Below are 25,871 nucleotides of genomic sequence, written 5' to 3' on the forward strand. Positions count from 1 at the left end.
CCGAGGGCCGCCCCGTTCTACCGGACGGCCCTCATGGTCAGGTCCGGCTTCTCGGCAGCCGGCGCCGTGTTGCTAGGAAGCCGTCTCCGCGGCGCGCACACGCGCCTCGTGCCGGCGTACGGCGGCCAGGGCGTCGTCATCCATCTCGCCGTGCTCGCGCGCGCTCTCGAGGTCGCGGCGAGCCTTCTCGAGGTCGATCTCGTGCGCCATCTCCGCGTGCTCGGCGAGCACCGAGACCCGGTTGTGCGCGACCGAGAGGAACCCGGCGTCCACGGCCGCGATCCAGGTCTCCCCGTCGGTGGTCTGGACGTCGACGACGCCGTCCACCATCAGCGAGAGCATCGGCGCGTGGTTCGGCAGGATGCCGACGTCGCCCTCCGTGGTGCGGGCGACGACCATCTTGGCCTCGCCCGACCACACGAGCCGGTCGGCAGCGACCAGCTCGACCCGGAGAGCGTCGTCGCTCACTTGGAGTCCCCGCCGGTCTGCTTCTGGATCTCCGCCCAGCGCTTCTCGACGTCGTCGAGGCCACCGCACATGAAGAACGCCTGCTCGGCCACGTGGTCGTACTCACCGTCGGCGATCTTGTTGAACGCCTCGATGGTGTCGGCCACGGGAACCGTGGAGCCCTCGATGCCGGTGAACTGCTTGGCGACGTAGGTGTTCTGCGACAGGAACCGCTGGATGCGGCGGGCCCGGGACACGATGATCTTGTCCTCTTCGGAGAGCTCGTCGACACCGAGGATCGCGATGATGTCCTGGAGCTCCTTGTTGCGCTGCAGGATCTGCTTGATCCGGATGGCGCAGTCGTAGTGCTCCTGGCCGATGTACTGCGCGTCGAGGATCCGCGACGTCGAGGTCAGCGGGTCCACCGCCGGGTAGATACCCAGCGATGCGATCTCACGTGAGAGCTCGGTGGTCGCGTCGAGGTGCGCGAACGTCGTGGCCGGGGCCGGGTCGGTGTAGTCGTCGGCGGGCACGTAGATCGCCTGCATCGAGGTGATCGAGTGACCACGCGTCGAGGTGATCCGCTCCTGGAGCACGCCCATCTCGTCGGCGAGGTTGGGCTGGTAGCCCACCGCGGAAGGCATCCGGCCGAGCAGCGTGGAGACCTCGGAACCGGCCTGGGTGAACCGGAAGATGTTGTCGATGAAGAGCAGCACGTCCTGGTTCTGCACGTCGCGGAAGTACTCCGCCATCGTCAGCGCGGACAGCGCGACCCGCAGGCGGGTGCCCGGCGGCTCGTCCATCTGGCCGAAGACGAGGGCGGTCTGGCCGATGACGCCGGCCTCTTCCATCTCGACGATGAGGTCGTTGCCCTCACGGGTGCGCTCGCCGACCCCGGCGAACACCGACACACCACCGTGGTCCTTGGCGACTCGGGCGATCATCTCCTGGATCAGCACGGTCTTGCCGACGCCGGCACCACCGAAGAGGCCGATCTTGCCGCCGAGCACGTACGGCGTGAGCAGGTCGATGACCTTGATGCCGGTCTCGAACATCTGGGTCTTGGACTCGAGCTTGTCGAAGGAGGGGGCCTTGCGGTGGATCCCCCAGCGCTCCTTGACGTCGAGCGTCTCGCCCTCCTCGAGGTTGAGGCACTCGCCGAGGGTGTTGAACACCTTGCCGAGGGTGACGTCGCCGACGGGCACCGTGATGGGGCCACCGGTGTCGCGCACCTGGGCGCCACGGACGAGGCCGTCGGTCGGCTGCAGCGAGACGGCGCGGACCATGCCGTCACCGATGTGCAGGGCCACCTCGAGGGAGAGGAGGCGCTGCTCGCCCTGCAGCTCGAACTCGACCTCGAGCTTGTTGTAGATCTCGGGGATGGAGTCGCTCGGGAACTCGACGTCCACCACGGGGCCGGTCACACGCGCGATCCGGCCGATCCCCCCGGCCGAGTCCTGGTCGTTCTTGGTCTCTTCAACAGTGGCAGTCATGTCTCTCACTCATTCCCGGCGTTGGCGTCGGCCAGCGCGTTGACGCCACCGACGATCTCGCTGATTTCCTGGGTAATGCCGGCCTGGCGGGCCTGGTTGGCAATTCGGGTGTACTTCTTGATCAACTCGTCCGCGTTGTCCGTGGCGGACTTCATCGCCCGCTGGCGAGCGGCGAGCTCGGAGGCCGCGGCCTGGAGCATCGCGAAGAAGATCCGGCTCTGGACGTAACGCGGCAGCAACCCGTCGAGCACCTCGGCCGCGGACGGCTCGAACTCGTAGAGCGGCAGCACGTCGGCCTCTTCGGGCTTCTCCTCGCCCTCGACGACCTCGAGCGGCAGCAGCCGTACGGCGGTCGGCTCCTGGGTGAGCATCGACTTGAAGCGCGTGTAGACCACGTGCACCTCGTCGACGCCGCGCCCGCCCTTGTCGTCCTCGCCCGGCTCCTCGTCGCTGTCGCGCAGGAACGCGGAGATCAGCGTCTCCCCCACCTCACGCGCGATGTCGTAGGTGGGCTGGTCGGAGGACCCGGTCCACGTCTTGACCACGGGGCGGTCGCGGAACTTGTAGTAGCCCTCGCCCTTGCGGCCGCAGATGTAGGTCTCGATCTCCTTGCCCTCCTCGCGGAGCTTCTCCGCAAGGCGCTCGGCCTCCTTGAGCACGCTCGAGGAGTACGCCCCGGCGAGACCCCGGTCGCTGGTCACGATGAGCACGGCGGCCCGCTTGGGGTCCTCCGGCTCCGTGGTCAGCGGGTGCTCGACGTTGGAGAAGGTCGCGACAGCGGAGACGGCACGGGTCAGCTCACGGGCGTACGGCGAAGCCGCCTGTGCCCGCTGCTGCGCCTTGATGATCCGGGACGCAGCGATGAGCTCCATGGCGCGCGTGATCTTCTTCATCGACTCGGTCGACTTGATCCGCGCGCGGTACTCACGCAGCGACAGTGCCATGTGGGGTCACCCTCGCTTCTGCTTGACGATCTGCTCCTGCTCGACGTCCTCGTCCTCGAGCGCCTCGGCCTTGGCCTCGGTGCCGGGCTTGATCGAGTTGCCCTCGGAGGTCTCGAACTGGTCGAGGAAGTCGTCGTAGGCGCTCGCGACGCCGTCCTCGTCCTCGAACTTCTGGCTCTCGCGGATGCCGTCCAGGATGCCCTCGTGCGAGCGGTGCAGGAAGTCGATGAACTCCTGCTCGAAGCGGAGCACGTCCTCGGTCGGGACCCGGTCCAGGCGGCCCGACGTACCGAGCCACAGCGAGACCGTCATGTTCTCGAGCGGGTACGGCGAGTACTGCGGCTGCTTGAGCAGGGCCATCAGGCGCTGCCCGCGGTCCAGCTGCTGGCGCGAGGCGGCGTCGAGGTCGGAGGCGAACATCGCGAACGCCTCCATGGCGCGGAACTGCGCCAGGTCGACCTTGAGCGAACCGGTGACCGACTTCATCGCCTTGGTCATCGCGGCGCCACCCACACGGGAGACGGACACACCGACGTCGATGGCCGGGCGCTGGTTGGCCGCGAACAGGTCGGACTGCAGGAAGATCTGACCGTCGGTGATGGAGATGACGTTGGTCGGGATGAACGCCGAGACGTCGTTGGCCTTGGTCTCCACGATCGGCAGACCGGTCATCGAGCCGTGGCCCAGGTCGTCGGAGAGCTTCGCGCAACGCTCGAGCAGCCGGCTGTGCAGGTAGAACACGTCACCGGGGAACGCCTCGCGGCCCGGCGGGCGGCGCAGCAGCAGCGAGACGGCGCGGTAGGCGTCGGCCTGCTTGCTCAGGTCGTCGAAGACGATCAGGACGTGCTTGCCGTCGTACATCCAGTGCTGGCCGATGGCCGAGCCGGTGTACGGCGCGAGGTACTTGAACCCGGCGCTGTCGGAGGCCGGTGCGGCGACGATGGTGGTGTACTCCAGCGCGCCGGACTCCTCGAGGGCGCCACGCACGGAGGCGATGGTCGAGCCCTTCTGGCCGATCGCGACGTAGATGCAGCGCACCTGCTTGTCCGGGTCACCGGAGTCCCAGTTCTGCTTCTGGTTGATGATCGTGTCGATCGCGATCGTCGTCTTGCCGGTCGAGCGGTCGCCGATGATCAGCTGGCGCTGGCCGCGGCCGATCGGGGTGAGCGCGTCGATCGCCTTGATGCCGGTGGCGAGGGGCTCGTGGACCGACTTGCGGGCCATCACGCCGGGGGCCTGGAGCTCGAGCGCACGACGGGTGTCGCTCTCGATGTCGCCCAGGCCGTCGATCGGGATGCCGAGCGGGTCGACGACGCGGCCCATGAAGCCGTCACCGACGGGGACCGAGAGGATCTCGCCGGTACGGCGCACCTTCTGGCCCTCCTCGATGCCGGAGAAGTCACCGAGGACGACGACACCGATCTCGCGGGTGTCGAGGTTCAGGGCGATGCCGAGCGTGCCGTCCTCGAACTCGAGGAGCTCGTTGGCCATCGCCGACGGCAGACCGGACACGCGGGCGATGCCGTCGCCGGCCTCCGCGACGGTGCCGACCTCTTCCTTGCTGGATGCCTCCGGCTGGTAATCGGACACGAAGCGCTGCAGCGCGTCCCGGATCTCCTCCGGACGGATCGAAAGCTCCGTCATTTCCTTGTCCCTACTCTCTGGTGCGTCAAAGCGGTGATCTGAAGTTCTGCGGTGGTGCTGGTCAACCGGTGGCTCAGCCCGCAAGCCTGCGGCGAGCGTCGTCGAGCCTGCCGGAGACGGTGCCGTCGATGACATCGTCACCGATCTCGACGCGCATGCCACCCATGATGCCCGGGTCGACCACGACGTTGAGGTGCACGGTGCGGCCGTACTGGTTGCTCAGGGCGGCTGCGAGGCGCTGGTACTCCGCCTCGGTCATCTCCTGGGCCACGCGGACCTCGGCGACGCGCTGGCCGTGAGCCTCGGCCGCGATCTTCTGGTAGTCCTCGATGGCGACGGTCACGCTGCGGTGACTGCCCGACAACGCCTGCTCCGCGAGGCGCAGCGTGGCGTCGAGGGTCTTGCCGCCGAGGATGTTGCGCAGCAGCGTCCGCTTGTCCTCGACCGAGCGGGCCGGGTCCGAGAGGGCGGTACGCAGGTCGGCCTGCTCGTTGATCAGGTTCAGGACGGAGAAGAGCTCGTCGGAGAGCCGGCCGTCGTCGTCCCCGGCCGACTTCACGACCGCGATCACACCGAGGTGGTCGAAGGCGTCGGCGAGGTCGCGGGGCCGGGCCCAGCGACGCTCCACCGCGTCCGCGACCATGTCGAGCGCTGCTCCGGACACCTTGCCGTCGAGGATCTGGCGAACCAGTCCCGACTTCGCGGACTTGTCCGTCGCGGCGTCGGTGAGCACCCGGCGCAGGCCCGGCTCGGCGCGCAGCATCGTGCTGATGCCGAACAGGTCCTCACCGAGCTGCGCGGCGTCGGACTCGCCGACGCCCTCGAGCCGGTCGCCCAGGGCGACCAGCGCGTCGGCCGACGGGCCCCGCAGGTCGGAGGAGTTCGCCATCAGCTGGCTCCGGTGGCGCTCGAGCCGGCGTCGCTCGCCTCGTTGTGCAGCTCGAGGTCCGCGAGGAACCGGTCGACCACGCGTCCGGCACGCTCGTCGTCCTCGAGGCTCTCCCCGACGATGCGACCTGCCAGTGACGTGGCCAGGGTGCCGACCTCGGCCCGCAGCGAGGCGATCGCCTGCTGGCGCTCCGACTCGATCTGGGACTTGCCGTTCTCCACGATGCGCGAGGACTCCTCCTGAGCCTGCTCACGCATCTCGGAGACGATCCGCGCACCCTGCTCGCGCGCCTCCTCGCGGATCCGCGAGGCCTCGTGACGGGCGTCGGAGAGCCGCTGCTCGAGCTCGGCGAGCTTGGCGTCGGCCTCGGCCTGCTTGGTCTCGGCGGCCTTGATCCCGCCCTCGATGGCAGACGTGCGCTCGGCGAACGTCTTCTCGAAGTTGGGCAGCACGTACTTCTTTGCGAGGAAGTAGAGGATGCCGAACACCACGATCGACAAGACGATCTCGATCGGGTGCGGGATCAGCGGGTTCAGCTCTCCCGCCAGCGGGGTCACATACATGTGCTCGGTCCTTCGTCAGGGGTCTTCGGTCAGAGCACGAACGCGAGGGCGATACCGATGATCGCGAGCGCCTCGGCAAGCGCGAAGCCCAGGAACGCGATCGTCTGGAGACGACCCTGTGCCTCAGGCTGGCGGGCGACGCCGTTGATGTAGGCGGCGAAGATCAGACCGACGCCGATACCTGGGCCGATGGCGGCCAGGCCGTAGCCGATCATGTTGAGGTTTCCGCCCTCGATAGCCATAGGAAGCACGGCTAGTTCCTTTCGATTGGTTCAACTGGTTCGTGGTATTCGATTGTGTGCTGCGACTCCCGGCGTGGGCCGGGAAGTGTGGGGCCCGAGGGCTGGCTCAGTGCTCCTCGGCGATGGCGCCGGAGATGTAGAGCGCACTGAGCAGGGTGAACACGTAGGCCTGGAGCGCCTGGACCAGCAGCTCGAGGAACGCGATCGCGATGAACATCAGCCAGGCCACGATGCCGACCGGCTTGACGAGGCCCTCGCCGTGGATCAGCAGGTACTCACCACCGAGGGCGAAGAGGATCAGCAGGATGTGGCCGGCCAGCATGTTGGCGAAGAGTCGCAGCGCCAGCGTGAGCGGGCGGACCAGGATGTTGGAGAAGAACTCCAGCGGGATCAGCAGCGCCAGCATCGGCCCCGTGACTCCGGGCGGCACGGTCTGGTGCTTGAGGTAGGCGAAGACGCCGCCCTGCGCCTTGATGCCGGCGATGTTGTAGACCAGCCAGCTGATCAGCACCAGTCCGTAGACCAGCCCGGCGCGCGAGAACGTGGGGAACTGGATGAACGGGATCGTCGCGAACAGGTTGTTCACCAGCACGAAGAAGAACAGTGCGAACAGGAACGGCACGAACCGCATGAAGTCTTTGCTGCCGATGATGTCGCGGCCGAGCGAGTTGCGCACGAAGCCGTAGCCGAGCTCGCCGACGTACTGCATCTTCCCGGGGACCATGGCGCGCTTCGCACCGGCGGCCCGGAAGAACACCACGATCAGCACAACGCTCAGGACGAGCATCAGCATCGGCTTGGTGACGCCGAGGTACATCTCCTGACCGAGGAACGTGAACGTGTGGTCGGGCCCGACGGGGGGCAGGTTGAAGTCGCCCGGACCAGGCGGGGTGAAGCCCTCGCTCGGGGCGAGGAGCAACGGGGTGAGGCTCACTGCAACTCCTGTGTCGTGACGGTCTTCGTCGAAGCTTGTGTCTTGGTCGGGTCGGGCTCGATGTTGAACCGCCGCCAGGTCATGAAGATCCCGAGGCAGGCACCCAGCAGGATCCCGACGGCCACCAGGAACGAGGTCCCGAGCCACCGGTCTGCCAGCCAGCCGAGGATTCCGTAGAACCCCACTCCGGCCACCAGATAGCTGAAGGCCACCCAGGGGTCGCCCGTTCGGAATTCCTTGCGCCCCGGATCTTGGTGAGCCATTGCGGTGGGAGCGTAGCAGTCGCGTGCGGTCACGGGGCACCCACCTCTCGCCGCTCGGGCAGGGACTCCGGGAGCTCGACGTCGTACGCCGGGACGCGTGCCCTGGCCGAGGCAGCGAGCTGCGCGACCTGCCACGTCACGGTGGCCACGATGACTCCCGTGGCCAGCCAGCCGGCAGCAAGGGTGGTGCCCAGGGCACCGGAGGACTTGAGCACCGCGAACACGGCGGCGACCAGCGCCACCTGCAGCGCGTAGGTCGTCATCGCGACCACCAGCGCGGTCTGGGGCGCCATCCGGGTCGCGGTCTCCACCACGAGCGAGCCGGCCATGAACAGGCACAGTGCGATCGAGCCGCCCACCAGGGCACCCATCGCTCCCGGGGAGCCCGCGGAGATGCCGCCGAGCACGGTGACCACAGCCCCCGCGACCAGGACGCACAGCCCCGCGACCACGAGGACCTGGGGGGTCCCTCGTCGCAGCAGCCCCGTGGCGGGGCGGGCGGTCGTCGTCATTGGCGGCCTCATCGTCGTCGTCTGGTGACCCTAACCTCGCTCGGAGACGTTGTCATTCGGGCGGGTGGCGGTGCTTGTGAAAATTAGCACAAAGTCTGGTACATCAGGAAATCGACGCCGGTCCCGGGCGCTGGACGCGCGGCAGGATGAAGGTGAGAGCCACGGTGGCGAGCGTGACCGCGGCCAGCAGCGCCCACGTCAGGGCCCCGGAGTACAGGCTGACCAGCACTCCCCCGAAGGCGATCAGGCCGGCCCACAGGTACATGATCAGCACCGCGCGCCGCTGGCTGTGGCCGATTTCCAGGAGCCGGTGGTGCAGGTGCTCCTTGTCGGGCTGGTAGAACGCCTGCCCCCGGCGGGTACGGCGCACCACCGCCAGCACCAGGTCGGCCAGCGGGACGATCAGTATCGAGATCGGCAGCAGGATCGGCAGCAGCATCACGAACCAGCCGTCGCCGCCGCCCTGCTCGACCGAGACGCTGGCGAACTGGCCGGTGAGGGTGAGCGCCGACCCGGAGAGCACCAGGCCCAGCAGCATCGAGCCGGAGTCGCCCATGAAGATCCGTGCGGGGAAGAAGTTGTGCGGCAGGAAGCCCGCGCAGGCCCCGCCCATCGCGGCGCACAGCATCGCCGCGGTGATCGCCAGGGTCTCGCCGTTGGCGTCGGCGAGCTTGTAGGAGAACAGGAAGAACGCGATCGCGCCGATCAGCACCACTCCCCCGGCGAGCCCGTCCAGGCCGTCGACGAAGTTCACCGCGTTCACCGTGCTCACCACGAGCAGCATCGTCAGCAGCACGCCCTGGGTGGGGTCGAGCACGAACTGGCCGACGCCGGGGAGGTTCAGGGAGTACATCTGCACGTCGTTGAGCACCATGAAGCCCGCGGCGAGCAGCTGGCCGCCGAGCTTGGTGAGGGCGTCGAGCTCGATCAGGTCGTCGATGACACCCACGGCGCAGATGATCGCTCCGGCGATCAGCACGATGCCGGAGTCGTGGAAGACCGTCGGCTGGGAGGTGCTCAGGAACGGGAGGTGCCGGGCGACCAGCAGCCCGGCGCCGAGACCCCCGAGCATGGCGACCCCGCCGAAGTAGGGGATCGGCGTCGCGTGCACGTCCCGGTCGCGCACCCGCGCCACGGCGCCGGACCTGACCGCCAGCTCCCGGGCGAAGACGCAGAGCAGATAGCTGACCACGCCGGCCACGAGGAAGACGAGGAGGTACTCACGCACGGCCCGGGCCAGCCTCCGGCTCCGGTCCGCCCAGCTCCAGCAGGGTGCCCAGCTCCTGGAGGACCGGTGCCAGCTCGGCGGCAGTGATCGCGCCCTCGCGCAGGATCCTGGGTGCCGTCCCGGTGCAGTCGACGATGGTCGACCCCACGGTCCCGGCGCTGGTGCCGCCGTCCAGGATCACCTCCACGGACTCCCCCAGCATCGCCTCGGCCTCGTCGGCGTCGAGCGCCGCCGGCTGGCCGGTCACGTTGGCCGAGGAGACCGCCAGCGGTCCGGTCCGGGCGAGCAGCTCGAGGGCAGCCGGGTCGTCGGGCATCCGTACGGCGACGGTCCCCCGCGCCTCACCGAGGTCCCACCTCAGCGACGGCTGCTGACGGCACACGATCGTGAGCGGGCCCGGCCAGTAGCGCTCGATCAGGCCGGTGGCCCACCCGGGCAGCTCGGTGGTGAGCGCCTCCAGGGTGGTCGTGGCCGAGATCAGCACCGGCGGCGGCATGTCGCGTCCTCGGCCCTTGGCGTCGAGGAGGCGTTGCACACCCTCGGCGTCGAAGGCGTCGACGCCGACGCCGTAGACGGTGTCGGTCGGCAGGACCACCAGCAGGCCCCGGCGTACGGCGGCCACCGCCGCGGCCAGCCCGGTCTCCCGCTCTTCTGGGTCAGCGAGGTCGTAGCGCGTGCTCACTGCACCCTCCTCGTCACCGTGTCCACGGGGTCATCGTGCCAGCCGAGCCGTGACGTAGCGCGCACGACCTGCCAGGTCGCGGTGGTCGCGGACCTCGGTCCAGCAGCCGCCGTCGAGGAACACGCCGGCTGCGGACTCGCCCTGCACGTCCGCGTGCTCGGCCCCCACCCAGCCACCCGGGCGCAGGAGCCGCCGGGCCGTCGCTTCGAGGACGCGCATGGCGTCGAGCCCGTCGTCGCCGGACCACAGCGCCAGTGCGGGGTCGTGGTCGCGGGCCTCCGGGGCCACGCTCGACCAGGCCTCGAGGGGGATGTAGGGAGGGTTGCAGGCCACCACGTCCACGGTCCCGTCGAGGTCGGCGAACGCCTCGGACATGTCCCCGAGCCGCAGGTCGACGCCGGTCGAGGCGAGGTTCCGCATGGCCCATGCGTGCGCACCGGGGTCGAGCTCGACGGCGTGGACCTGCGCCTGCGGCAGCTCGTCGTGGATGCTCAGGGCGATCGCCCCGGAGCCGCAGCACAGGTCGACCACGACGGGCTCCTCGCCGGCCTCGCGCGCCCGGTCGATGGCCCAGCCGGCGAGCAGCTCGGTCTCCGGGCGCGGGACGAAGACCCCTGGACCGACCTGGAGCTCGACGTGACGGAACGCGGCCGTCCCGGTGAGGTGCTGCAGCGGCTCCCGGTCGGCGCGACGGGCGAGCAGCTCCTCGAAGCTCGCCTGGTCCTCGGGGGCCACCGAGTCCAGGAGCGCCAGCCGGCTCCGGGTGGTGCCCAGGACGTGCGCGAGCAGCTCGGCGGCGTCGTGCTCGGGACTGGCGACCCCGGCCTCGGCGAGCCGGCGCGAGGCCTCGCGCAACAGGTCGCGGGGCCGGCAGGTCGGTGCGCTCACTCGCCCAGGGCCTCGAGCCGGGAGGCCATGTCGGCATCCACGCAGGACCCGATCACCGCCTCCAGGTCACCGTCGAGGACGCGGTCGAGGTCGTAGGACTTGTAACCGGTGCGGTGGTCGGAGATCCGGTTCTCCGCGTAGTTGTAGGTGCGGATCCGCTCTGAGCGGTCGACGGTACGCACCTGGGAGCGGCGGGCGTCGCTGGCCTCGGCGTTGGCCTCCTCCTCGGCGACGGCCAGGATCCGGGCCCGCAGGATGCGCATCGCCTGCTCGCGGTTCTGCAGCTGGGACTTCTCGTTCTGGCAGCTGGCGACGATCCCGGTCGGCACGTGCGTGATCCGGACGGCGGAGTCGGTGGTGTTCACGCTCTGCCCGCCCGGCCCGCTGGAGCGGTAGACGTCGATGCGCAGGTCCTTGTCGTCGATCTGCACCTCGACCTGCTCGGCCTCCGGCATCACGAGGACCCCGGCTGCGCTGGTGTGCACGCGTCCCTGGCTCTCGGTCACCGGCACCCGCTGGACCCGGTGCACCCCGCCCTCGAACTTCAGCAGGGCGTACGGCGCCTCCCCCGGCTCGGGGGTGCCCTTGGCCTTCACGGCGACCGTCACGGACTTGTAGCCGCCGAGGTCGGACTCGGTGGCGTCCAGGATCTCGGTCGACCACCCATGGCGCTCGGCGTAGCGGCTGTACATGCGCAGCAGGTCCCCGGCGAACAGCGCGGACTCCTCGCCGCCCTCCCCGGACTTGATCTCGAGCAGGACGTCCTTGCCGTCGGAGGGCTCGCGCGGGATCAACAGGTGGCGCAGCCGCTCCTCGGCCCGGACCCGCGCCACGGCGAGCTCCTCGGCCTCCGCGGCGAACTCGGGGTCCCCGGCCAGCTCACGGGCCGCCTCGAGGTCCTCACCGAGCTGGATCCAGTCGGCGTGGGCACGCAGCACCGCGCTGAGCTCGGCGTACCGCTGACCGAGCCGTCGCGCGAGCGACTGGTCGGAGTGGACCGCGGGATCACCCAGCTTCAGCTCCAGCTCGGCGTGCTCTGCTGCGAGCTGCGAGACGGCTTCGAACATCGTGGCGCTCCTGCGGTGGTGACGGTTTCACTGGGGATCCAGTGAAGATGCCGCTGCCCTGCGTGGGGACACAGGGAAGTGGTGGTCCCACCGGCGACCGGCGGGACCACCAACCCGGAGAGCTACTTCTTCTCGGCAGGAGCCTTCTTGGCGTAGCGAGCCTCGAAGCGGGCGACGCGGCCGCCGGTGTCGAGAATCTTCTGCTTGCCGGTGTAGAAGGGGTGGCAGTTGGAGCACACCTCGGAGCGGATGGAGCCGCTGGTGGAGGTGCTGCGAGTCGTGAACTTGTTGCCGCAGGTGCAGGTGACCTCGGTCGTCACGTACTCGGGGTGGATGTCCTTCTTCATGGGTTTCCTCTCGGGGTTACAGCCGCCGGGTCGCCCTCGAGATGAGGTGCGTGAACCGCCAGCCAGCGTCCAAGTGTGCCACCGAGAGCCCTCGATGGGCCAATCGGGCGACACCCCCCTCAACACGCGGGCACGCCGAGGTGTTCCCGTGCTCACGGGAACGTGGGAGCCGGGTCGCTCAGCGGGTGCGGGCGAGCACTGCGGAGACCCGCGATGCGAGCTCGCGGGGGCTGAACGGCTTGACGATGTAGTCGTCGGCGCCGGCCTCGAAGCCCTGCTCGATGTCGGACTCCTGGGCCCGGGCCGTCAGCATGATGATCGGCAGCCCCTCCATGTTGGGGTCCTGCCGCAGGGCGCGGGCGGCGTCGAGGCCGCTGACGCCCGGCATCATCACATCCAGGATCACCAGATCAGGCTTCTGCGCAGTGCACGCCTCGACGGCAGCGGCGCCGTCACCGACCGGGACGACCTCGTGCCCGCCATGACGCAGCTTGAACACGACAAGTTCGCGGATGTCCGCGTCGTCGTCCGCAATCACGATCCGAGCCATGTTGTTCCCCTCGATGTGTCAACCAGACCGGCAAGAGCATATCCACACCCGTGGCCATGCGCGGGCATATGTCCGACTCAGTCGCCCTGGCCGCCTGCTGTCGGCGTGGTCTTCTGCACCTGCATCAGGAACTCGAGGTTGTTCTGGGTCTTCTTGAGCCGCTCGAGCAGGAGCTCGAGTGCCTGCTGGCCGTCGAGACCGGAGAGCACGCGGCGCAGCTTCCAGACGATGGCCAGCTCCTCCTTGCTCATCAGGAGCTCCTCGCGGCGGGTGCCGGACTGGACGGCGTCGATGGCCGGGAAGATCCGCTTGTCGGCGAAGTCGCGACGCAGCCGGATCTCCATGTTGCCGGTGCCCTTGAACTCCTCGAAGATCACCTCGTCCATCTTCGAGCCGCTCTCGATCAGGGCGGTGGCCAGGATGGTCAGCGATCCGCCGTCCTCGATGTTGCGCGCGGCGCCGAAGAAGCGCTTGGGCGGGTACAGCGCCGCCGAGTCCACGCCGCCGGACAGGATCCGGCCGCTCGCCGGGGCGGCGAGGTTGTAGGCGCGACCCAGGCGGGTGATGCCGTCCAGCAGCACCACGACGTCATGACCGAGCTCGACGAGGCGCTTGGCACGCTCGATGGCCAGCTCGGCCACGATCGTGTGGTCGCTGGCGGGGCGGTCGAACGTCGAGCTGACCACCTCACCCTTGACCGAGCGCTCGAAGTCGGTGACCTCCTCGGGGCGCTCGTCGACGAGCACGACCATCAGGTGGCACTCGGGGTTGTTGGTCGTGATCGAGTTGGCGATCGACTGCATGATCATCGTCTTGCCCGCCTTGGACGGGGAGACGATGAGGCCGCGCTGGCCCTTGCCGATCGGCGCGGCGATGTCGATCACGCGGCCGATCAGGTTCGTCGAGGTGGTCTCGAGCCGCAGCCGCTCGGAGGGGTAGAGCGGCGTGAGCTTGCTGAACTCGACGCGGTGCTTGGCCTCCTCGGGGTCGGCCCCGTTGACGCTGTCCAGCTTCACCAGGGGGTTGTACTTCTCCTTGCGGTCCCCCTCGCGCGGCTGCCGCACCTGTCCGGTGACCGCGTCGCCTCGGCGCAGGCCGAACTTGCGCACCATCGACATCGAGACGTAGACGTCGTCGCTGCCGGGGAGGTAGCCGCTGGTACGCACGAAGGCGTAGTTGTCCATCAGGTCCAGGATGCCGGCGCACGGAGCCAGGACGTCGTCCTCGAGCACCTGCATGTCGGGCTCGTGCCGGTTGCCGCGCGGCCCGCTCGGGGCCGGGTTGCCACCGGCCGGCTGGCGGTCGTTGCGGTCGCGACCGCGACGACGGCGGTTGCGGCGGCTCCCGTCGCCCTCGTCGTCGTTGCGGTTCGCGGGGCCCTGGTTGCGGTTGCCCGCCGCCTGGTTCCGGTCGTTGTTCCGGTCGTTGTTGGACCGGTCGTTGCCGCGGTCGTCATTGGCCCGGTCGTTGTTCCGGTCGTTGTTCGCCCGGTCGTTGTTCGCCCGGTCGTTGCCGCGCTCGTTGTTGCCGCGGTCGTTGTTCCGGTCGTTGCCGCGCTCGTTGTTGCCGCGGTCGTTGTTCCGGTCGTTGTTGCCGCGGTCGCTGCGGTCGTTGTTCGCCCGGTCGTTGTTCGCCCGGTCGTTGCGGCCGTTGCGCTGCTCGCTCTGGTCGGACTCGGGCTGACGCTCGACGACAGCCCGGTTCGAGCCCTGGTTCGACTCCTGCTTCGGCTGCTGGGCGTCGCCCTGACGGTCCCGCGCCGGGGCCTCGCTCGCCTGGGGAGCGTCGGTCGCCGGGGAGGTCGCCGAGGAGGTCTCCGGGGAGGTCTCCGTGGTGGCGGCGCCGTTCTCGCGCCGGCTCCTGCTGGTGCGCCCCGGCTTCGAGGGCCCGGCCTCCTGCGCTTCGCCCCGGTCGCCGCTCTGCCCGTTCGGCTGGCCGCCTGCCTGGCCGCCTGTCTGGCCGCTCTGGCCGTTGGTCTGGCCGCTCTGGCCGTTGGTCTGGCCGCTCTGGCCACCACCACTGTGGCCACCACCGCTCTGGGCAGCCTTGATCGCCTCGATCAGCGCTCCCTTGCGCAGTCCGGTCGACTTGATGCCGAGGCCGCCGGCGAGCTGCTTGAGCTCGGGCAGCAGCATCGAGTTCAGGCCGCCACCCTTGCGGGCGCCGGACGCCGACGTCCCAGCAGCGGGAGCCCCCGTCGTGGGAGCAGTGTCGGTGGTTTCCGTCATGCGGGGGTCCTTCCCCTCGTCGGCTGTGCGGCGAGAGCCGCCAACCGAGCTGTTGCGGTGGTGACCGATACCGGCTGGGGGACTCCGGACACGCGCGTGTCGGGTTCCAGGAGGTGGTGATCGGCTGGGACGCGTCGCCAATTGTCGCTTCGGCGCTTCTCGCCGGAGGCTTGGACGTGACGCCTCGTCACATTAGCACGGTGGCACCGGGTCCACCGACGCGTTGCCGCAGCGTCCGCCATCCGGCCGGAGCGAGCTCCTCGACGGCCTCGGCGTCGCCGGTCACGAACGCCAGCACGGTGGGTCCTGCGCCCGAGACCACCGCCGGGATCCCGTGCTCCCTGAGGCGCGTCACGAGCGCGAGCGTGCCGGGCATCGCTGGTTCGCGTTGCTGCTGGTGCAGGAAGTCCTCGGTGGCTCGCAGGAGGTGCTCGGGGTGCCCGGCGAGCGCCGAGACCAGCAACGCCGCCCTGCCCGCGTTGGCCGCCGCGTCCGCGTGCGGAACGCTCTCAGGCAGCAGGCCCCGCGCCACCTCGGTGCGTACGCCGCCGGCGGGGACGAGCACCACGGCGGAGATGGCCGGGTCGATCGGGGAGCGCTGGGCCCACACCGTCTCGCCCTCCTGGCCGCTGATCACGAACCCGCCCAGCAGGGCGGGCGCGACGTTGTCGGGATGGCCCTCGATGCGCGTGGCCAGGCACAGCGCCGCCTCGTCGTCGAGCAGCGCCGCTCCCCCGTCGACCAGCGCGCGGGCCAGGACGATGCCGCCGACGATGGCGGCCGAGGAGGAGCCCAGCCCGCGACTGTGCGGGATCCGGTTGACGCAGGTCAGGCGCAGCCCCGGGGGGTTGAGCCCCAGCGCCAGGAAACCGGCCCGCATGGCGCGGACCACCAGGTGGCTCTCGTCGAGGAGGACCTCGCCGCCGCCCTCGCCCTCGACGTGGACCTCCAGGCCGTCGTCGATGACCTCGCCTTCGAGCGTGTCCACCAGCTCGAGGGCGAGGCCGAGGCAGTCGAAGCCGGGACCTAGGTTGGCGCTGGTCGCGGGCACCTCGACCACGACGGGGCCGGGCAGGAAGCGTCCCCCGGGGCCCGTCATCACGCCACGACCATCAGACGAGGTTCGCGGCGCGCGCTGCTGCGTCGACCTCGGCGTCGCACACGGTGTCGACGAGGTCGGTGAAGCTCGACAGGGCCGTGTCGATGTCCTTGAGCCCGTGACCGGTCACCGTGACCACCACTCGCTGCCCGGCGTACCTGACGCCCTCGGCAGCCTCGAGCAGGAGCCCCGCGACGCCCGCGGCGGAGGCAGGCTCCACGAAGACGCCGTCGCGGCAGGCGAGCTCGCGCTGGGCCGCCAGGATCTCGATGTCGCTGACCTGGCGGAACTTGCCGCCCGACTTGTCGGCTGCCTCGACCGCGAGATCCCAGGAGGCGGGGTTGCCGATCCGGATCGCCGAGGCGACGGTCTCGGGGTCGGGCACGGGGGCGCCGAGCACCAGGGGCGCCGCGCCGGCGGCCTGCCAGCCCCGCATCACCGGGAGCCTGGTCGACTCACCGGCCTGGCGCGACTCGCGGTAGCCGAGCCAGTACGCCGAGATGTTCCCGGCGTTGCCGGTCGGGAGCACGTGCACGTCGGGGGCGTCCCCGAGGAAGTCCACGATCTCGAAGGCCCCGGTCTTCTGGCCCTGCAGCCGCATCGGGTTGACCGAGTTGACCAGGGCGACCGGGTAGTGCTCGGCCAGCTCGCGGGAGATCCGCAGGCAGTCGTCGAAGTTGCCGCGGACCATGATCACCTGGGCGCCGTGCAGGATCGCCTGGGCCAGCTTCCCGGCGGAGATCTTGCCCTGCGGGACCAGCACGAGCGGCTTCACGCCGGCGCGCGCGGCGTAGGCGGCCATCGAGGCGGAGGTGTTCCCCGTCGAGGCGCACACCACGGCCTCGGCCCCCTGGCCGACCGCGACCGAGAGGGCGACGGTCATCCCGCGGTCCTTGAACGAGCCGGTCGGGTTGTCGCCCTCGACCTTGAGCCACACCTCGGCGTCGGTGATGCGGCTCAGCCAGGCCGAGTGGACCATCGGGGTGCCGCCCTCACGCAGGGTGATCGTCGGGGTGCCCTCGGGGATGTCGAGGCGGTCGCGGTACTCCTCGATCACCCCGAGCCACTGCCGCGAGGCAGGGTTGGGTGCACGCACTCCGCTGGGCTGGCTCATTCCTGGGCTCATTTCCGGGCTCACTCCTGGTCCCCCTCGACCCGCATCACCGATGACACGTCGCGCACGCTGGCCATGCCCCGCAGGGTCTCCACGGTCGCCGACAGGTCGGCGTCGCTCGCGCGGTGCGAGACCACGACGAGCTGGGCGTCGTCGCCGCGGCCCTCCTGGCGGACGGTCTGGATGGAGACGTCGTGCTCCGCGAACGCGTGCGCGACCCCGGCGAGCACCCCCGCCTTGTCGTCGACGTCGATCTGCACGTGGTAGCGGGTCTGGGTCTCCCCCATGGGCAGCACCGGCAGGTCCGCGTAGGACGACTCACCGGCCCCACGCACGTCGGCCACCCGGTTGCGGGCGACCGTGACCAGGTCGCCCATCACGGCACTCGCGGTCGGGGCGCCTCCGGCACCGGGCCCGTAGAACATCAGCTGGCCGGCCGCGGCGCTCTCCACGAACACGGCGTTGAACGCCTCGCGCACGCTGGCGAGCGGGTGGGTCCTGGGCAGCATCGCGGGGTGCACCCGGGCCGACACGGCGGGGCCGTCCGGCCCCTCCTCGAGGGCGACGATCGCCAGCAGCTTGACCACGCACCCCATCTCCTTGGCCGAGGCCACGTCGCTGGCGGTGACCTCCGCGATGCCCTCACGGTGCACGTCGGCGGCCGTCACCCGGGTGTGGAACGCGAGACTCGCCAGGATCGCGGCCTTGGCGGCGGCGTCGAAGCCCTCGACGTCGGCGGTCGGGTCGGCCTCGGCGTAGCCGAGGTCCTGGGCCTCCTGGAGGGCCTCGTCGAAGCCGGCTCCGGAGGTGTCCATCCGGTCCAGGATGAAGTTGGTGGTGCCGTTGACGATGCCGAGGACGCGGGTGACCTGGTCGCCGGCGAGCGACTCGCGCAGCGGCCGCACGATCGGGATCGCGCCGGCCACGGCGGCCTCGTAGTACAGGTCGCGACCGGCCTTCTCGGCCGCGGCGAACATCGTGGTGCCGTCCTCGGCGAGCAGGGCCTTGTTGGCCGACACGACGCTGGCACCGTTCGCCAGCGCGGAGAGGATCAGCGTGCGGGCGGGCTCGATCCCGCCGATGACCTCCACCACGACGTCGATGTCGCCGCGGGAGACGAGTCCCTCCGCGTCGGTGGTGAACAGCTCCTCGGGGAGGTCGACTCCGCGCGCCAACCCGAGGCGGCGTACGGCGATGCCGACGAGCTCGACCGGGGCGCCGACGCGTGCCTCCAGGTCGCGTGACTGCTCCTGGAGCAGCCTCGCCACCTGGGAACCCACGACGCCGCAGCCGAGCAGGGCAACGCGAACTGGTTTCAAGGAGTGCTGGCTCATCGCGACACATCCTCCCACCTGTGTCCGGGGACCGGTGAGGCCCATCCACCTGCCACTGCCGGGGCGTTCACCCGAGGTCCGTGGCGAGCAGGTCGTCCAGCGTCTCCCGGCGTACGACGACCCGCGACTCCCCGTCGCGCACCGCCACCACCGGGGGGCGCAGGGCGTGGTTGTAGTTGCTCGCCATCGACCGGCAGTAGGCGCCGGTGCCGGGCACCGCGACCAGGTCTCCGGGAGCGACGTCACCGGGCAGGAACTCGTCCTTGACGACGATGTCGCCCGCCTCGCAGTGCTTGCCGACCACCCGGGTCAGCAGGGCGGGCGCGTCCGAGTCGCGGTTGGCGAGGGTGCAGGAGTAGTCCGCGTCGTAGAGCGCGGTGCGGATGTTGTCGCTCATCCCCCCGTCCACCGAGACGTAGGTGCGCACCGCGCCACCGTCGAGCTGCACCGCCTTGACCGTGCCGACCTCGTAGACCGTGCACATCGCGGGACCGGCGATCGCTCGCCCGGGCTCGATGGAGAGGCGCGGGGCGGACAGGCCCAGGGCATTGCACTCGTCGCGCACGATCTTGGTCATCTCCACGGCCAGCTGCGCGGGGTCCGAGGGGTCGTCCTGGGTGGTGTAGGCGATCCCGAAGCCTCCGCCGAGGTCGAGCTCGGGGAGTTCGACGCCGATCTCGCTGGAGATCTGCGACTGCAGGGCGAGCACCCGGCGTGCGGCGACCTCGAACCCGGAGGAGTCGAAGATCTGCGAGCCGATGTGGGAGTGCAGCCCGAGCAGCTCGATCCCGGGCGCCTCCTGGAGCTGGCGTACGGCGTCCAGCGCGTCGCCGCTGCTGATCGAGAACCCGAACTTCTGGTCCTCGTGGGCGGTGGCGATGTACTCGTGGGTGTGCGCCTCGACCCCTGCGGTGACGCGGACCATCACGCGTGCGGTGATCCCGGTCTCCTGGGTCAGCTCGACCAGCCGGCGGATCTCGTGGAACGAGTCCACGACGATGCGGCCCACCCCGAGCTCGAGCGCGCGCCGCAGCTCGGCGACGGTCTTGTTGTTGCCGTGCAGACCGACCCGCTCCATCGGGAACCCGGCGCGCTCCGCGACCGCCAGCTCGCCGCCGGAGCAGACGTCGAGGCTCAGCCCCTCCTCGGCGATCCAGCGGGCGACGGTCGTGCACAGGAACGCCTTGCCTGCGTAGTAGACGTCGCAGCCGGCGAAGCCGTCACGGAAGGCCCGCGCCCGCGCTCGGAAGTCCTCCTCGTCCAGGACGTACGCCGGCGACCCGTGCTCGGCCACCAGGTCGGTCAGCCTGACGCCGCCGATCTCGAGGACGCCGTCGACCTTGCGTGCGGTCCGGGACCACAGCTGCTCGACCAGGGCGTCGGGGTCCTCGGGCTCGCGCAGCCACGCCGGCCCGCGGACCGAGACTGCAGCGTGGGCCCAGCCGGCCTCGTGAGCGCGCACCTCCCCGTCACATCCTCTCGGGCGCGGAGACGCCGAGCAGGCGCAGTCCGTTGGCGATCACGGTCCGGGTCGCGACCACCAGCATCAGGCGGGCCTCGTTGGCCGGGGTCACCGGCGCGTCGCCCTGGGGCAGCATCCGGCACTCCTTGGTGTCGTACCAGCGGTTGAAGATCGACGCGGTGTTCTCGAGGTACCTCGCCACCCGGTGCGGCTCGCGCAGCTCGGCGGCACTGGCCACCACCCGCGGGAACTCGGCGAGCGCACGCAGGAGGTCGCCGTCGCGCTCGTGGGAGAGCAGCGAGGGGTCGAAGGCTCGCGGGGAGTCGGCGGAGGGCTCGTCGGGCAGCGACATCCCGAGGTCGGCGGCGTTGGCCATCATCCGGCAGGTGCGCGCGTGTGCGTACTGGACGTAGTACACCGGGTTGTCGTTGCTGGCCCGGGTGATCTCGGCGACGTCGAGCACCAGCGGCGAGTCCGCGGGGTAGCGCGCCAGGGAGTAGCGCAGCGCGTCCACGCCGATCTCCTCGGCGAGCTCGTCCAGGGTCACGATCGTCCCGGCCCGCTTGGAGAGCTTCATCTCGGCGCCGTCGCGCATGATCTTGACCAGCTGGCCGATCATCACGTCCAGCGTGACCTCGGGGTCGTCGCCGACGCAGGCAGCCATCGCCCGTAGCCGGCCCACGTAGCCGTGGTGGTCGGCGCCGAGCAGGTAGATGCAGTGGTCGAAGCCGCGGGCGCGCTTGTTCAGGTAGTACGCCGTGTCGGAGGCGAAGTAGGTCAGCTCGCCGTCGGACTTGATCAGCACCCGGTCCTTGTCGTCGCCGAAGTCGGTGGTGCGCATCCACAGCGCCCCGCCCTCGTTGTAGACGTGACCGAGGTCCTTGAGCCGCTGGAGCGTCTCGGGCACCGAGCCGGAGTCGTGCAGGGACTGCTCGGAGAACCACACGTCGAAGTGGGTGTTGAAGCGCTCGAGCTGTCGCTGCTGGGAGGCGAGCTGCAGCTCGTAGCCCTTGGCCCGCACCGCCCGGCGACGCTCGGCAGGAGGCAGCTCGAAGATGCCGGGGCTGGCCGCCTCCACCTCCTTGGCGAGCTCGTCGATGTAGGCGCCGGCGTACCCGTCCTCGGGCTTGGGCCGGCCCAGCGCCGAGGCGATGATCGAGTCGGCGAAGTGGTCCATCTGGACACCGCGGTCGTTGATGTAGAACTCGCGGGTCACCACTGCCCCGGCCGCGCTCAGCACCCGCCCGATCGCGTCGCCCAGCACCGCCCAGCGGGTGTGGCCGAGGTGGAGCGGTCCGGTGGGGTTGGCCGAGATGAACTCGACGTTGATCTTCTGGCCACCGAGCACCTGGGTGTGGCCGTAGCCCTCACCGGCCGCGACGACGTCGGCTGCGACCAGGCCCTGGGAGCCCGCCTCGACGGTGATGTTCAAGAAGCCTGGGCCGGCGACGGCGACGGCGCTGATGCCCTCGGCGGCGGAGAGCTCCTCGGCGAGCATCCCGGCGAGCTCGCGGGGGTTCAGGCCGGCCTTCTTGCCCAGCTGGAGGGCGACGTTGGTGGCGTAGTCCCCGTGCTCCTTGCTCCGTGGTCGCTCGACCACGACCGTCGCCGGGATGCCGTCCGGCAGGCTCAGCCGCCCCGCATCACTAAGCGTGGTCAGGGCAGCAACGATGGTGGAGGAGAGCTGGGTGGGATTCACGCCCCCAGCCTATCTGCGGGGCCGGTGTGCCATCGTGGGAGGATCTCCCGGTAGTGTGCGGGATCGCGCCTCGGCGCACGCCTCCGTAGCTCAGGGGATAGAGCACTGGTTTCCGGTACCAGGTGTCGCAGGTTCGAATCCTGCCGGAGGCACCATCCACCGGAGCGCCACCCATGCATCCCGGGCCGGCCCCTCGCGGGCCACTCCGAGGTGTGCCGGTGGACCCGGCCCCCTTCCGGCCTGAGTGATACTGGCCACACGGCGAGCGAGGGGGACTCCTCCCCTCCGATTCTCGTAGGCTGGGGTCTAGCCTGTGACGTACGCACACCCACGCACATTGGAAGAGGCGAAAACTGGCCGTGCCCGAGTCAACCGAGGACAGTTCGACGTCTGGGTTCGGAGCCAATGAATGGCTCGTCGACGAGATGCACGAGAGGTACCAGAAGGACCCCCACAGTGTGGACAAGGTCTGGTGGGACTTCTTCGACAAGGAACCGCGACGCGACGCGTCGCCGGCGGGCTCCGAGCAGACCCGCAACGGCGGCAGCGGCGGCGGTGAGGCCGCCAACGGCACCGTGACGGAGTCGACCGGCGCCCCCAAGAGCCGGCCCTCCGGCGACGGGTCCGCGGGGTCGAAGTCCTCCGCGCCCCAGAAGAAGGCCGCCGCGTCCGAGAAGACCGCTGCGCCGGAGGACAAGTCCTCCAAGACCAGCAAGCCCGCGAAGAAGACCGAGAAGAAGGCCGAGAAGTCGAGCAGCGTGTCCTCCGAGAGCAAGAACAGCAGCAAGGGCGCCACCAAGAGCGCCGCCACCAGCAACGACAAGTCGCCCTCCAAGAGCACGGAGCAGGCTGAGTCCGAGGCGAAGGCCGAGCCGACGTACACCGTCCTGAAGGGCGCACCGGCACGCACCGTCGCGAACATGGACATGAGCCTCACGGTGCCCACGGCGACCAGCGTGCGCTCGGTCCCGGTCAAGCTGCTGTGGGACAACCGCATCGTGATCAACAACCACCTCGCCCGTGCTCGCGGCGGCAAGGTGTCCTTCACGCACCTGATCGGCTACGCCCTGGTGCGCGCACTCAAGACGATGCCCTCGATGAACGTCGGGTACGACGAGATCGACGGCAAGCCCAACCTGATCACCCCGGCCCACGTGAACCTCGGCCTGGCGATCGACATGAAGAAGGACGACGGTTCCCGCACGCTCCTGGTGCCCAGCATCAAGGCCGCGGAGAACATGGACTTCGCCCACTTCTGGACCGCCTACGAGGACATCGTCCGCAAGGCGCGCAACGGCAAGCTCCAGGTCTCCGACTTCCAGGGCACCACGATCAGCCTGACCAACCCCGGCACGATCGGCACCAACCACTCCGTGCCCCGGCTGATGAAGGGGCAGGGCGCGATCATCGGCGTCGGCTCCATGGAGTACCCGCCGGAGTTCCAGGGCGCCTCCGAGGAGACGCTCACCCGCAACGCGATCAGCAAGATCATGACGCTGACCTCGACCTACGACCACCGCGTGATCCAGGGCGCCCAGAGCGGCGACTTCCTGCGGATCGTGCACGGCCTGCTGCTCGGCGAGGATAACTTCTACGACGACATCTTCCGCTCGCTGCGGATCCCCTACGAGCCGATCCGCTGGTCGAAGGACATCTCGACCAACCACGACGACGAGATCAGCAAGCAGGCCCGGATCCTCGAGCTGATCCACGCCTACCGGGTGCGCGGGCACATGATGGCCGACACCGACCCGCTCGAGTACAAGCAGCGCAGCCACCCCGACCTCGAGGTGGAGACGCACGGGCTGACCCTGTGGGACCTCGACCGCGAGTTCGCCACCGGCTCCTTCGGCGGCGAGCGCCGGTTCATGAAGATGCGCTCCATCCTCGGCATCCTGCGTGACTCCTACTGCCGCACCGTCGGCATCGAGTACATGCACATCCAGGACCCCGAGCAGCGCCGCTGGATCCAGGAGCGCGTGGAGCAGCCGCACCAGAAGCCCCCGCGCGAGGAGCAGCTGCGGATCCTGCTCAAGCTCAACCAGGCCGAGGCGTTCGAGACCTTCCTGCAGACGAAGTTCGTCGGCCAGAAGCGGTTCAGCCTCGAGGGCGGCGAGACCACGATCCCGCTGATCGACGAGATCTGCGAGGCCGCGGCCGAGGCCGGGCTCGACGAGGTCACGATGGGCATGGCCCACCGCGGCCGCCTCAACGTGCTGGCCAACATCGTCGGCAAGAGCTACAGCCAGATCTTCCGCGAGTTCGAGGGCAACATCGACCCCCGCACAGTGCAGGGATCCGGCGACGTGAAGTACCACCTCGGCGCCGAGGGCGAGTTCCTCTCCGACAAGGGCGACAAGATCAAGGTCTCCGTCGCGGCGAACCCCTCGCACCTCGAGGCGGTCGACCCCGTGCTGGAGGGCATCGCCCGCGCCAAGCAGGACATGCTCAACCAGGGCGAGGCGTTCCCGGTGCTGCCGCTGCTGGTGCACGGCGACGCGGCCTTCGCCGGCCAGGGCGTGGTGGCGGAGACGCTGAACCTCTCCCAGCTGCGCGGCTACCGGACCGGCGGCACCATCCACGTGGTCGTCAACAACCAGGTCGGGTTCACCACCTCCCCCGCGGCGTCGCGCTCCTCGCTCTACAGCACCGACGTCGCCCGGATGGTGCAGGCACCGATCTTCCACGTGAACGGTGACGACCCCGAGGCGTGCATCCGCGTCGCCCGGCTCGCCTTCGAGTACCGCCAGGCGTTCAACAAGGACGTCGTGGTCGACCTGGTCTGCTACCGCCGCCGCGGTCACAACGAGGGCGACGACCCGTCGTACACCCAGCCGCTGATGTACGACCTGATCGAGCAGAAGCGTTCGGTGCGCAAGCTCTACACCGAGTCGCTGATCGGGCGTGGCGACATCACGCTGGAGGAGGCCGAGCAGGTCCTCAAGGACTACCAGCAGCAGCTCGAGCGCGTCTTCACCGAGGTCCGCGAGGCCACCGGCGCTCCCGAGAGCTGGACCACGGTCCCGGACTACCCGGAGAAGAGCCACGAGGAGTTCACGACCGCGATCTCCAAGGAGACCCTCAAGCGGATCTCCGACGCCTACGTGAGCGCTCCCGACGGCTTCACCGTGCACCCGAAGGTGCTCCCGCAGCTGCAGCGCCGTGCCGCGGCGATGACCAGCGGGCCCATCGACTGGGGCGCAGGCGAGATCCTCGCCCTCGGGTCGCTGCTGATGGACGGCCGGCCGGTGCGCCTCTCCGGCCAGGACTCGCGCCGCGGCACCTTCGCGAGCCGGTTCGCCACGATCATCGACCGCCACAACGCGAGCGAGTGGACCCCGCTGGCGAACCTCACCGAGGACCAGGCGAGCTTCTACGTCTACGACTCGCTGCTCTCCGAGTACGCCGCGCTCGGCTTCGAGTACGGCTACTCGGTCGCCCGTCCCGACGCCCTGGTGGCGTGGGAGGCGCAGTTCGGTGACTTCGTCAACGGCGCCCAGACGGTGATCGACGAGTTCATCACCGCGAGCAGCACCAAGTGGGGCCAGCAGTCCGGCGTGGTCCTGCTGCTGCCGCACGGCTACGAGGGCCAGGGACCCGACCACTCGTCGGCCCGCATCGAGCGGTTCCTGCAGATGGCCGCCGACGAGGCGTTCGTGGTCGCACAGCCCTCGACTCCGGCGAGCTACTTCCACCTGCTCCGCAGGCACGCTCTCGGCGACACCCACCGCCCGATGATCGTGTTCACGCCGAAGTCGATGCTGCGCCGCAAGGAGGCTGCCTCGCAGCCCGACGACTTCACCCAGGGCACCTTCCGCCCGCTGATCGGGGACGCCGTCACCGACCCCGAGAAGGTCGACACGCTGCTCCTGTGCAGCGGCCGGATCACCTGGGACCTGATGGTCGAGCGGGGCAAGCAGCAGGGCGACTCGCCCACGACCGCGATCGCTCGCGTGGAGCAGCTCTACCCGGAGCCGGTCTCGGAGCTGAAGGCCGAGGTCGAGCGCTACCCGAACCTCAAGGAGATCCGCTGGGTGCAGGACGAGCCCGCCAACATGGGCCCGTCGCCGCACTTCCGGCTCGGGATGTTCAACGAGCTCGACCACAAGGTCAAGGTCATCTCCCGGCCCGCGTCCAGCTCGCCCTCGGTGGGTCAGCACTCGCGGCACGTCGAGGAGCTCAAGGGCCTGATGAGCTCGGCGTTCGCACCGGTCGAGGGCTCGGCCGAGGCCAGCTACTAGG

Annotated in this window: 23 protein-coding genes and 1 tRNA gene; 2 read left to right on the top strand and 22 right to left on the bottom strand. The window is 69.7% G+C overall.

All coding sequences use genetic code 11. From position 1 onward, the window contains the following. Positions 1 to 72 precede the first annotated feature (72 nt). The 22 genes from AC4BGC_RS13125 to argS all read right to left on the bottom strand — a co-directional run bounded on the left by AC4BGC_RS13125 (position 73) and on the right by argS (position 21,629). Positions 73 to 468: a F0F1 ATP synthase subunit epsilon gene (locus tag AC4BGC_RS13125; RefSeq protein WP_490547973.1), complete on the bottom strand. Its 396-nt coding sequence runs from the start codon at positions 466 to 468 to the stop codon at positions 73 to 75. Further along, positions 465 to 1,940, bottom strand: a complete 1,476-nt coding sequence (gene atpD / locus AC4BGC_RS13130; protein WP_490556196.1) for a F0F1 ATP synthase subunit beta — start codon at positions 1,938 to 1,940, stop codon at positions 465 to 467. Before atpD ends, AC4BGC_RS13125 begins: the two co-directional genes overlap by 4 nt. Before the next feature lie 5 nt (positions 1,941 to 1,945). Next, positions 1,946 to 2,884: a F0F1 ATP synthase subunit gamma gene (locus AC4BGC_RS13135; protein ID WP_490547971.1), complete on the bottom strand. Its 939-nt coding sequence runs from the start codon at positions 2,882 to 2,884 to the stop codon at positions 1,946 to 1,948. Between the two features lie 6 nt (positions 2,885 to 2,890). Further along, entirely contained in the window at positions 2,891 to 4,528 is a 1,638-nt protein-coding gene (atpA, locus tag AC4BGC_RS13140) for a F0F1 ATP synthase subunit alpha (protein ID WP_490547970.1), read from the bottom strand. A gap of 73 nt (positions 4,529 to 4,601) precedes the next feature. Further along, the gene (locus AC4BGC_RS13145; protein ID WP_490547969.1) at positions 4,602 to 5,417 is read right to left on the bottom strand and encodes a F0F1 ATP synthase subunit delta; all 816 of its coding nucleotides are present in this window, start codon (positions 5,415 to 5,417) and stop codon (positions 4,602 to 4,604) included. Next, positions 5,417 to 5,974, bottom strand: a complete 558-nt coding sequence (locus AC4BGC_RS13150; RefSeq protein WP_490548458.1) for a F0F1 ATP synthase subunit B — start codon at positions 5,972 to 5,974, stop codon at positions 5,417 to 5,419. The genes AC4BGC_RS13145 and AC4BGC_RS13150 overlap by 1 nt, the downstream gene beginning before the upstream one ends. Before the next feature lie 35 nt (positions 5,975 to 6,009). After that, positions 6,010 to 6,222 (bottom strand): ATP synthase F0 subunit C, encoded by a 213-nt coding sequence (gene atpE, locus AC4BGC_RS13155; RefSeq protein ID WP_490548457.1) that lies wholly within the window; start codon positions 6,220 to 6,222, stop codon positions 6,010 to 6,012. Between the two features lie 106 nt (positions 6,223 to 6,328). After that, entirely contained in the window at positions 6,329 to 7,156 is an 828-nt protein-coding gene (gene atpB, locus AC4BGC_RS13160) for a F0F1 ATP synthase subunit A (RefSeq protein ID WP_490547968.1), read from the bottom strand. Next, positions 7,153 to 7,452, bottom strand: coding sequence for an AtpZ/AtpI family protein (locus AC4BGC_RS13165; protein ID WP_490556197.1), 300 nt, complete (start codon positions 7,450 to 7,452; stop codon positions 7,153 to 7,155). Before AC4BGC_RS13165 ends, atpB begins: the two co-directional genes overlap by 4 nt. Beyond that, positions 7,449 to 7,931, bottom strand: a complete 483-nt coding sequence (locus AC4BGC_RS13170) for a Cg1360 family ATP-synthase-associated protein (protein WP_490547966.1) — start codon at positions 7,929 to 7,931, stop codon at positions 7,449 to 7,451. Before AC4BGC_RS13170 ends, AC4BGC_RS13165 begins: the two co-directional genes overlap by 4 nt. 103 nt (positions 7,932 to 8,034) lie before the next feature. Further along, a complete protein-coding gene (locus AC4BGC_RS13175) occupies positions 8,035 to 9,159 on the bottom strand; it encodes an MraY family glycosyltransferase (RefSeq protein WP_490556198.1) in 1,125 nt (374 codons plus the stop codon). Then, complete coding sequence (locus tag AC4BGC_RS13180) at positions 9,152 to 9,841, bottom strand: L-threonylcarbamoyladenylate synthase (protein ID WP_490547964.1); 690 nt, start codon at positions 9,839 to 9,841, stop codon at positions 9,152 to 9,154. Before AC4BGC_RS13180 ends, AC4BGC_RS13175 begins: the two co-directional genes overlap by 8 nt. A gap of 30 nt (positions 9,842 to 9,871) precedes the next feature. After that, positions 9,872 to 10,729, bottom strand: coding sequence for a peptide chain release factor N(5)-glutamine methyltransferase (gene prmC, locus AC4BGC_RS13185; RefSeq protein ID WP_490556199.1), 858 nt, complete (start codon positions 10,727 to 10,729; stop codon positions 9,872 to 9,874). Further along, positions 10,726 to 11,796: a peptide chain release factor 1 gene (gene prfA, locus AC4BGC_RS13190; RefSeq protein WP_490547962.1), complete on the bottom strand. Its 1,071-nt coding sequence runs from the start codon at positions 11,794 to 11,796 to the stop codon at positions 10,726 to 10,728. The genes prmC and prfA overlap by 4 nt, the downstream gene beginning before the upstream one ends. Before the next feature lie 122 nt (positions 11,797 to 11,918). After that, positions 11,919 to 12,143, bottom strand: a complete 225-nt coding sequence (gene rpmE / locus AC4BGC_RS13195) for a 50S ribosomal protein L31 (protein WP_490547961.1) — start codon at positions 12,141 to 12,143, stop codon at positions 11,919 to 11,921. 178 nt (positions 12,144 to 12,321) lie between these two features. After that, a complete protein-coding gene (locus AC4BGC_RS13200) occupies positions 12,322 to 12,693 on the bottom strand; it encodes a response regulator transcription factor (protein WP_490547960.1) in 372 nt (123 codons plus the stop codon). 77 nt (positions 12,694 to 12,770) lie between these two features. Further along, positions 12,771 to 14,921 (bottom strand): transcription termination factor Rho, encoded by a 2,151-nt coding sequence (gene rho, locus AC4BGC_RS13205; protein WP_490556200.1) that lies wholly within the window; start codon positions 14,919 to 14,921, stop codon positions 12,771 to 12,773. Between the two features lie 187 nt (positions 14,922 to 15,108). Continuing rightward, positions 15,109 to 16,020: a homoserine kinase gene (thrB, locus tag AC4BGC_RS13210; RefSeq protein ID WP_490557184.1), complete on the bottom strand. Its 912-nt coding sequence runs from the start codon at positions 16,018 to 16,020 to the stop codon at positions 15,109 to 15,111. Positions 16,021 to 16,033: 13 nt separating this feature from the next. Continuing rightward, entirely contained in the window at positions 16,034 to 17,134 is a 1,101-nt protein-coding gene (gene thrC, locus AC4BGC_RS13215) for a threonine synthase (RefSeq protein ID WP_490556201.1), read from the bottom strand. A gap of 20 nt (positions 17,135 to 17,154) precedes the next feature. Next, complete coding sequence (locus AC4BGC_RS13220) at positions 17,155 to 18,468, bottom strand: homoserine dehydrogenase (protein WP_490547957.1); 1,314 nt, start codon at positions 18,466 to 18,468, stop codon at positions 17,155 to 17,157. Positions 18,469 to 18,535: 67 nt separating this feature from the next. Then, a complete protein-coding gene (gene lysA, locus AC4BGC_RS13225) occupies positions 18,536 to 19,930 on the bottom strand; it encodes a diaminopimelate decarboxylase (protein WP_490547956.1) in 1,395 nt (464 codons plus the stop codon). 7 nt (positions 19,931 to 19,937) lie between these two features. Continuing rightward, entirely contained in the window at positions 19,938 to 21,629 is a 1,692-nt protein-coding gene (argS, locus tag AC4BGC_RS13230) for an arginine--tRNA ligase (RefSeq protein WP_490556202.1), read from the bottom strand. A 79-nt stretch (positions 21,630 to 21,708) separates the two neighbouring features. Here argS and AC4BGC_RS13235 point away from each other — a divergent pair. Beyond that, a tRNA-Arg gene (locus tag AC4BGC_RS13235) sits at positions 21,709 to 21,784 on the top strand. Positions 21,785 to 21,988: 204 nt separating this feature from the next. Next, positions 21,989 to 25,870, top strand: a complete 3,882-nt coding sequence (locus AC4BGC_RS13240; protein ID WP_490556203.1) for a multifunctional oxoglutarate decarboxylase/oxoglutarate dehydrogenase thiamine pyrophosphate-binding subunit/dihydrolipoyllysine-residue succinyltransferase subunit — start codon at positions 21,989 to 21,991, stop codon at positions 25,868 to 25,870. Position 25,871 lies beyond the last annotated feature (1 nt).

Source organism: Nocardioides sp. Z38_18 (assembly GCF_058215695.1).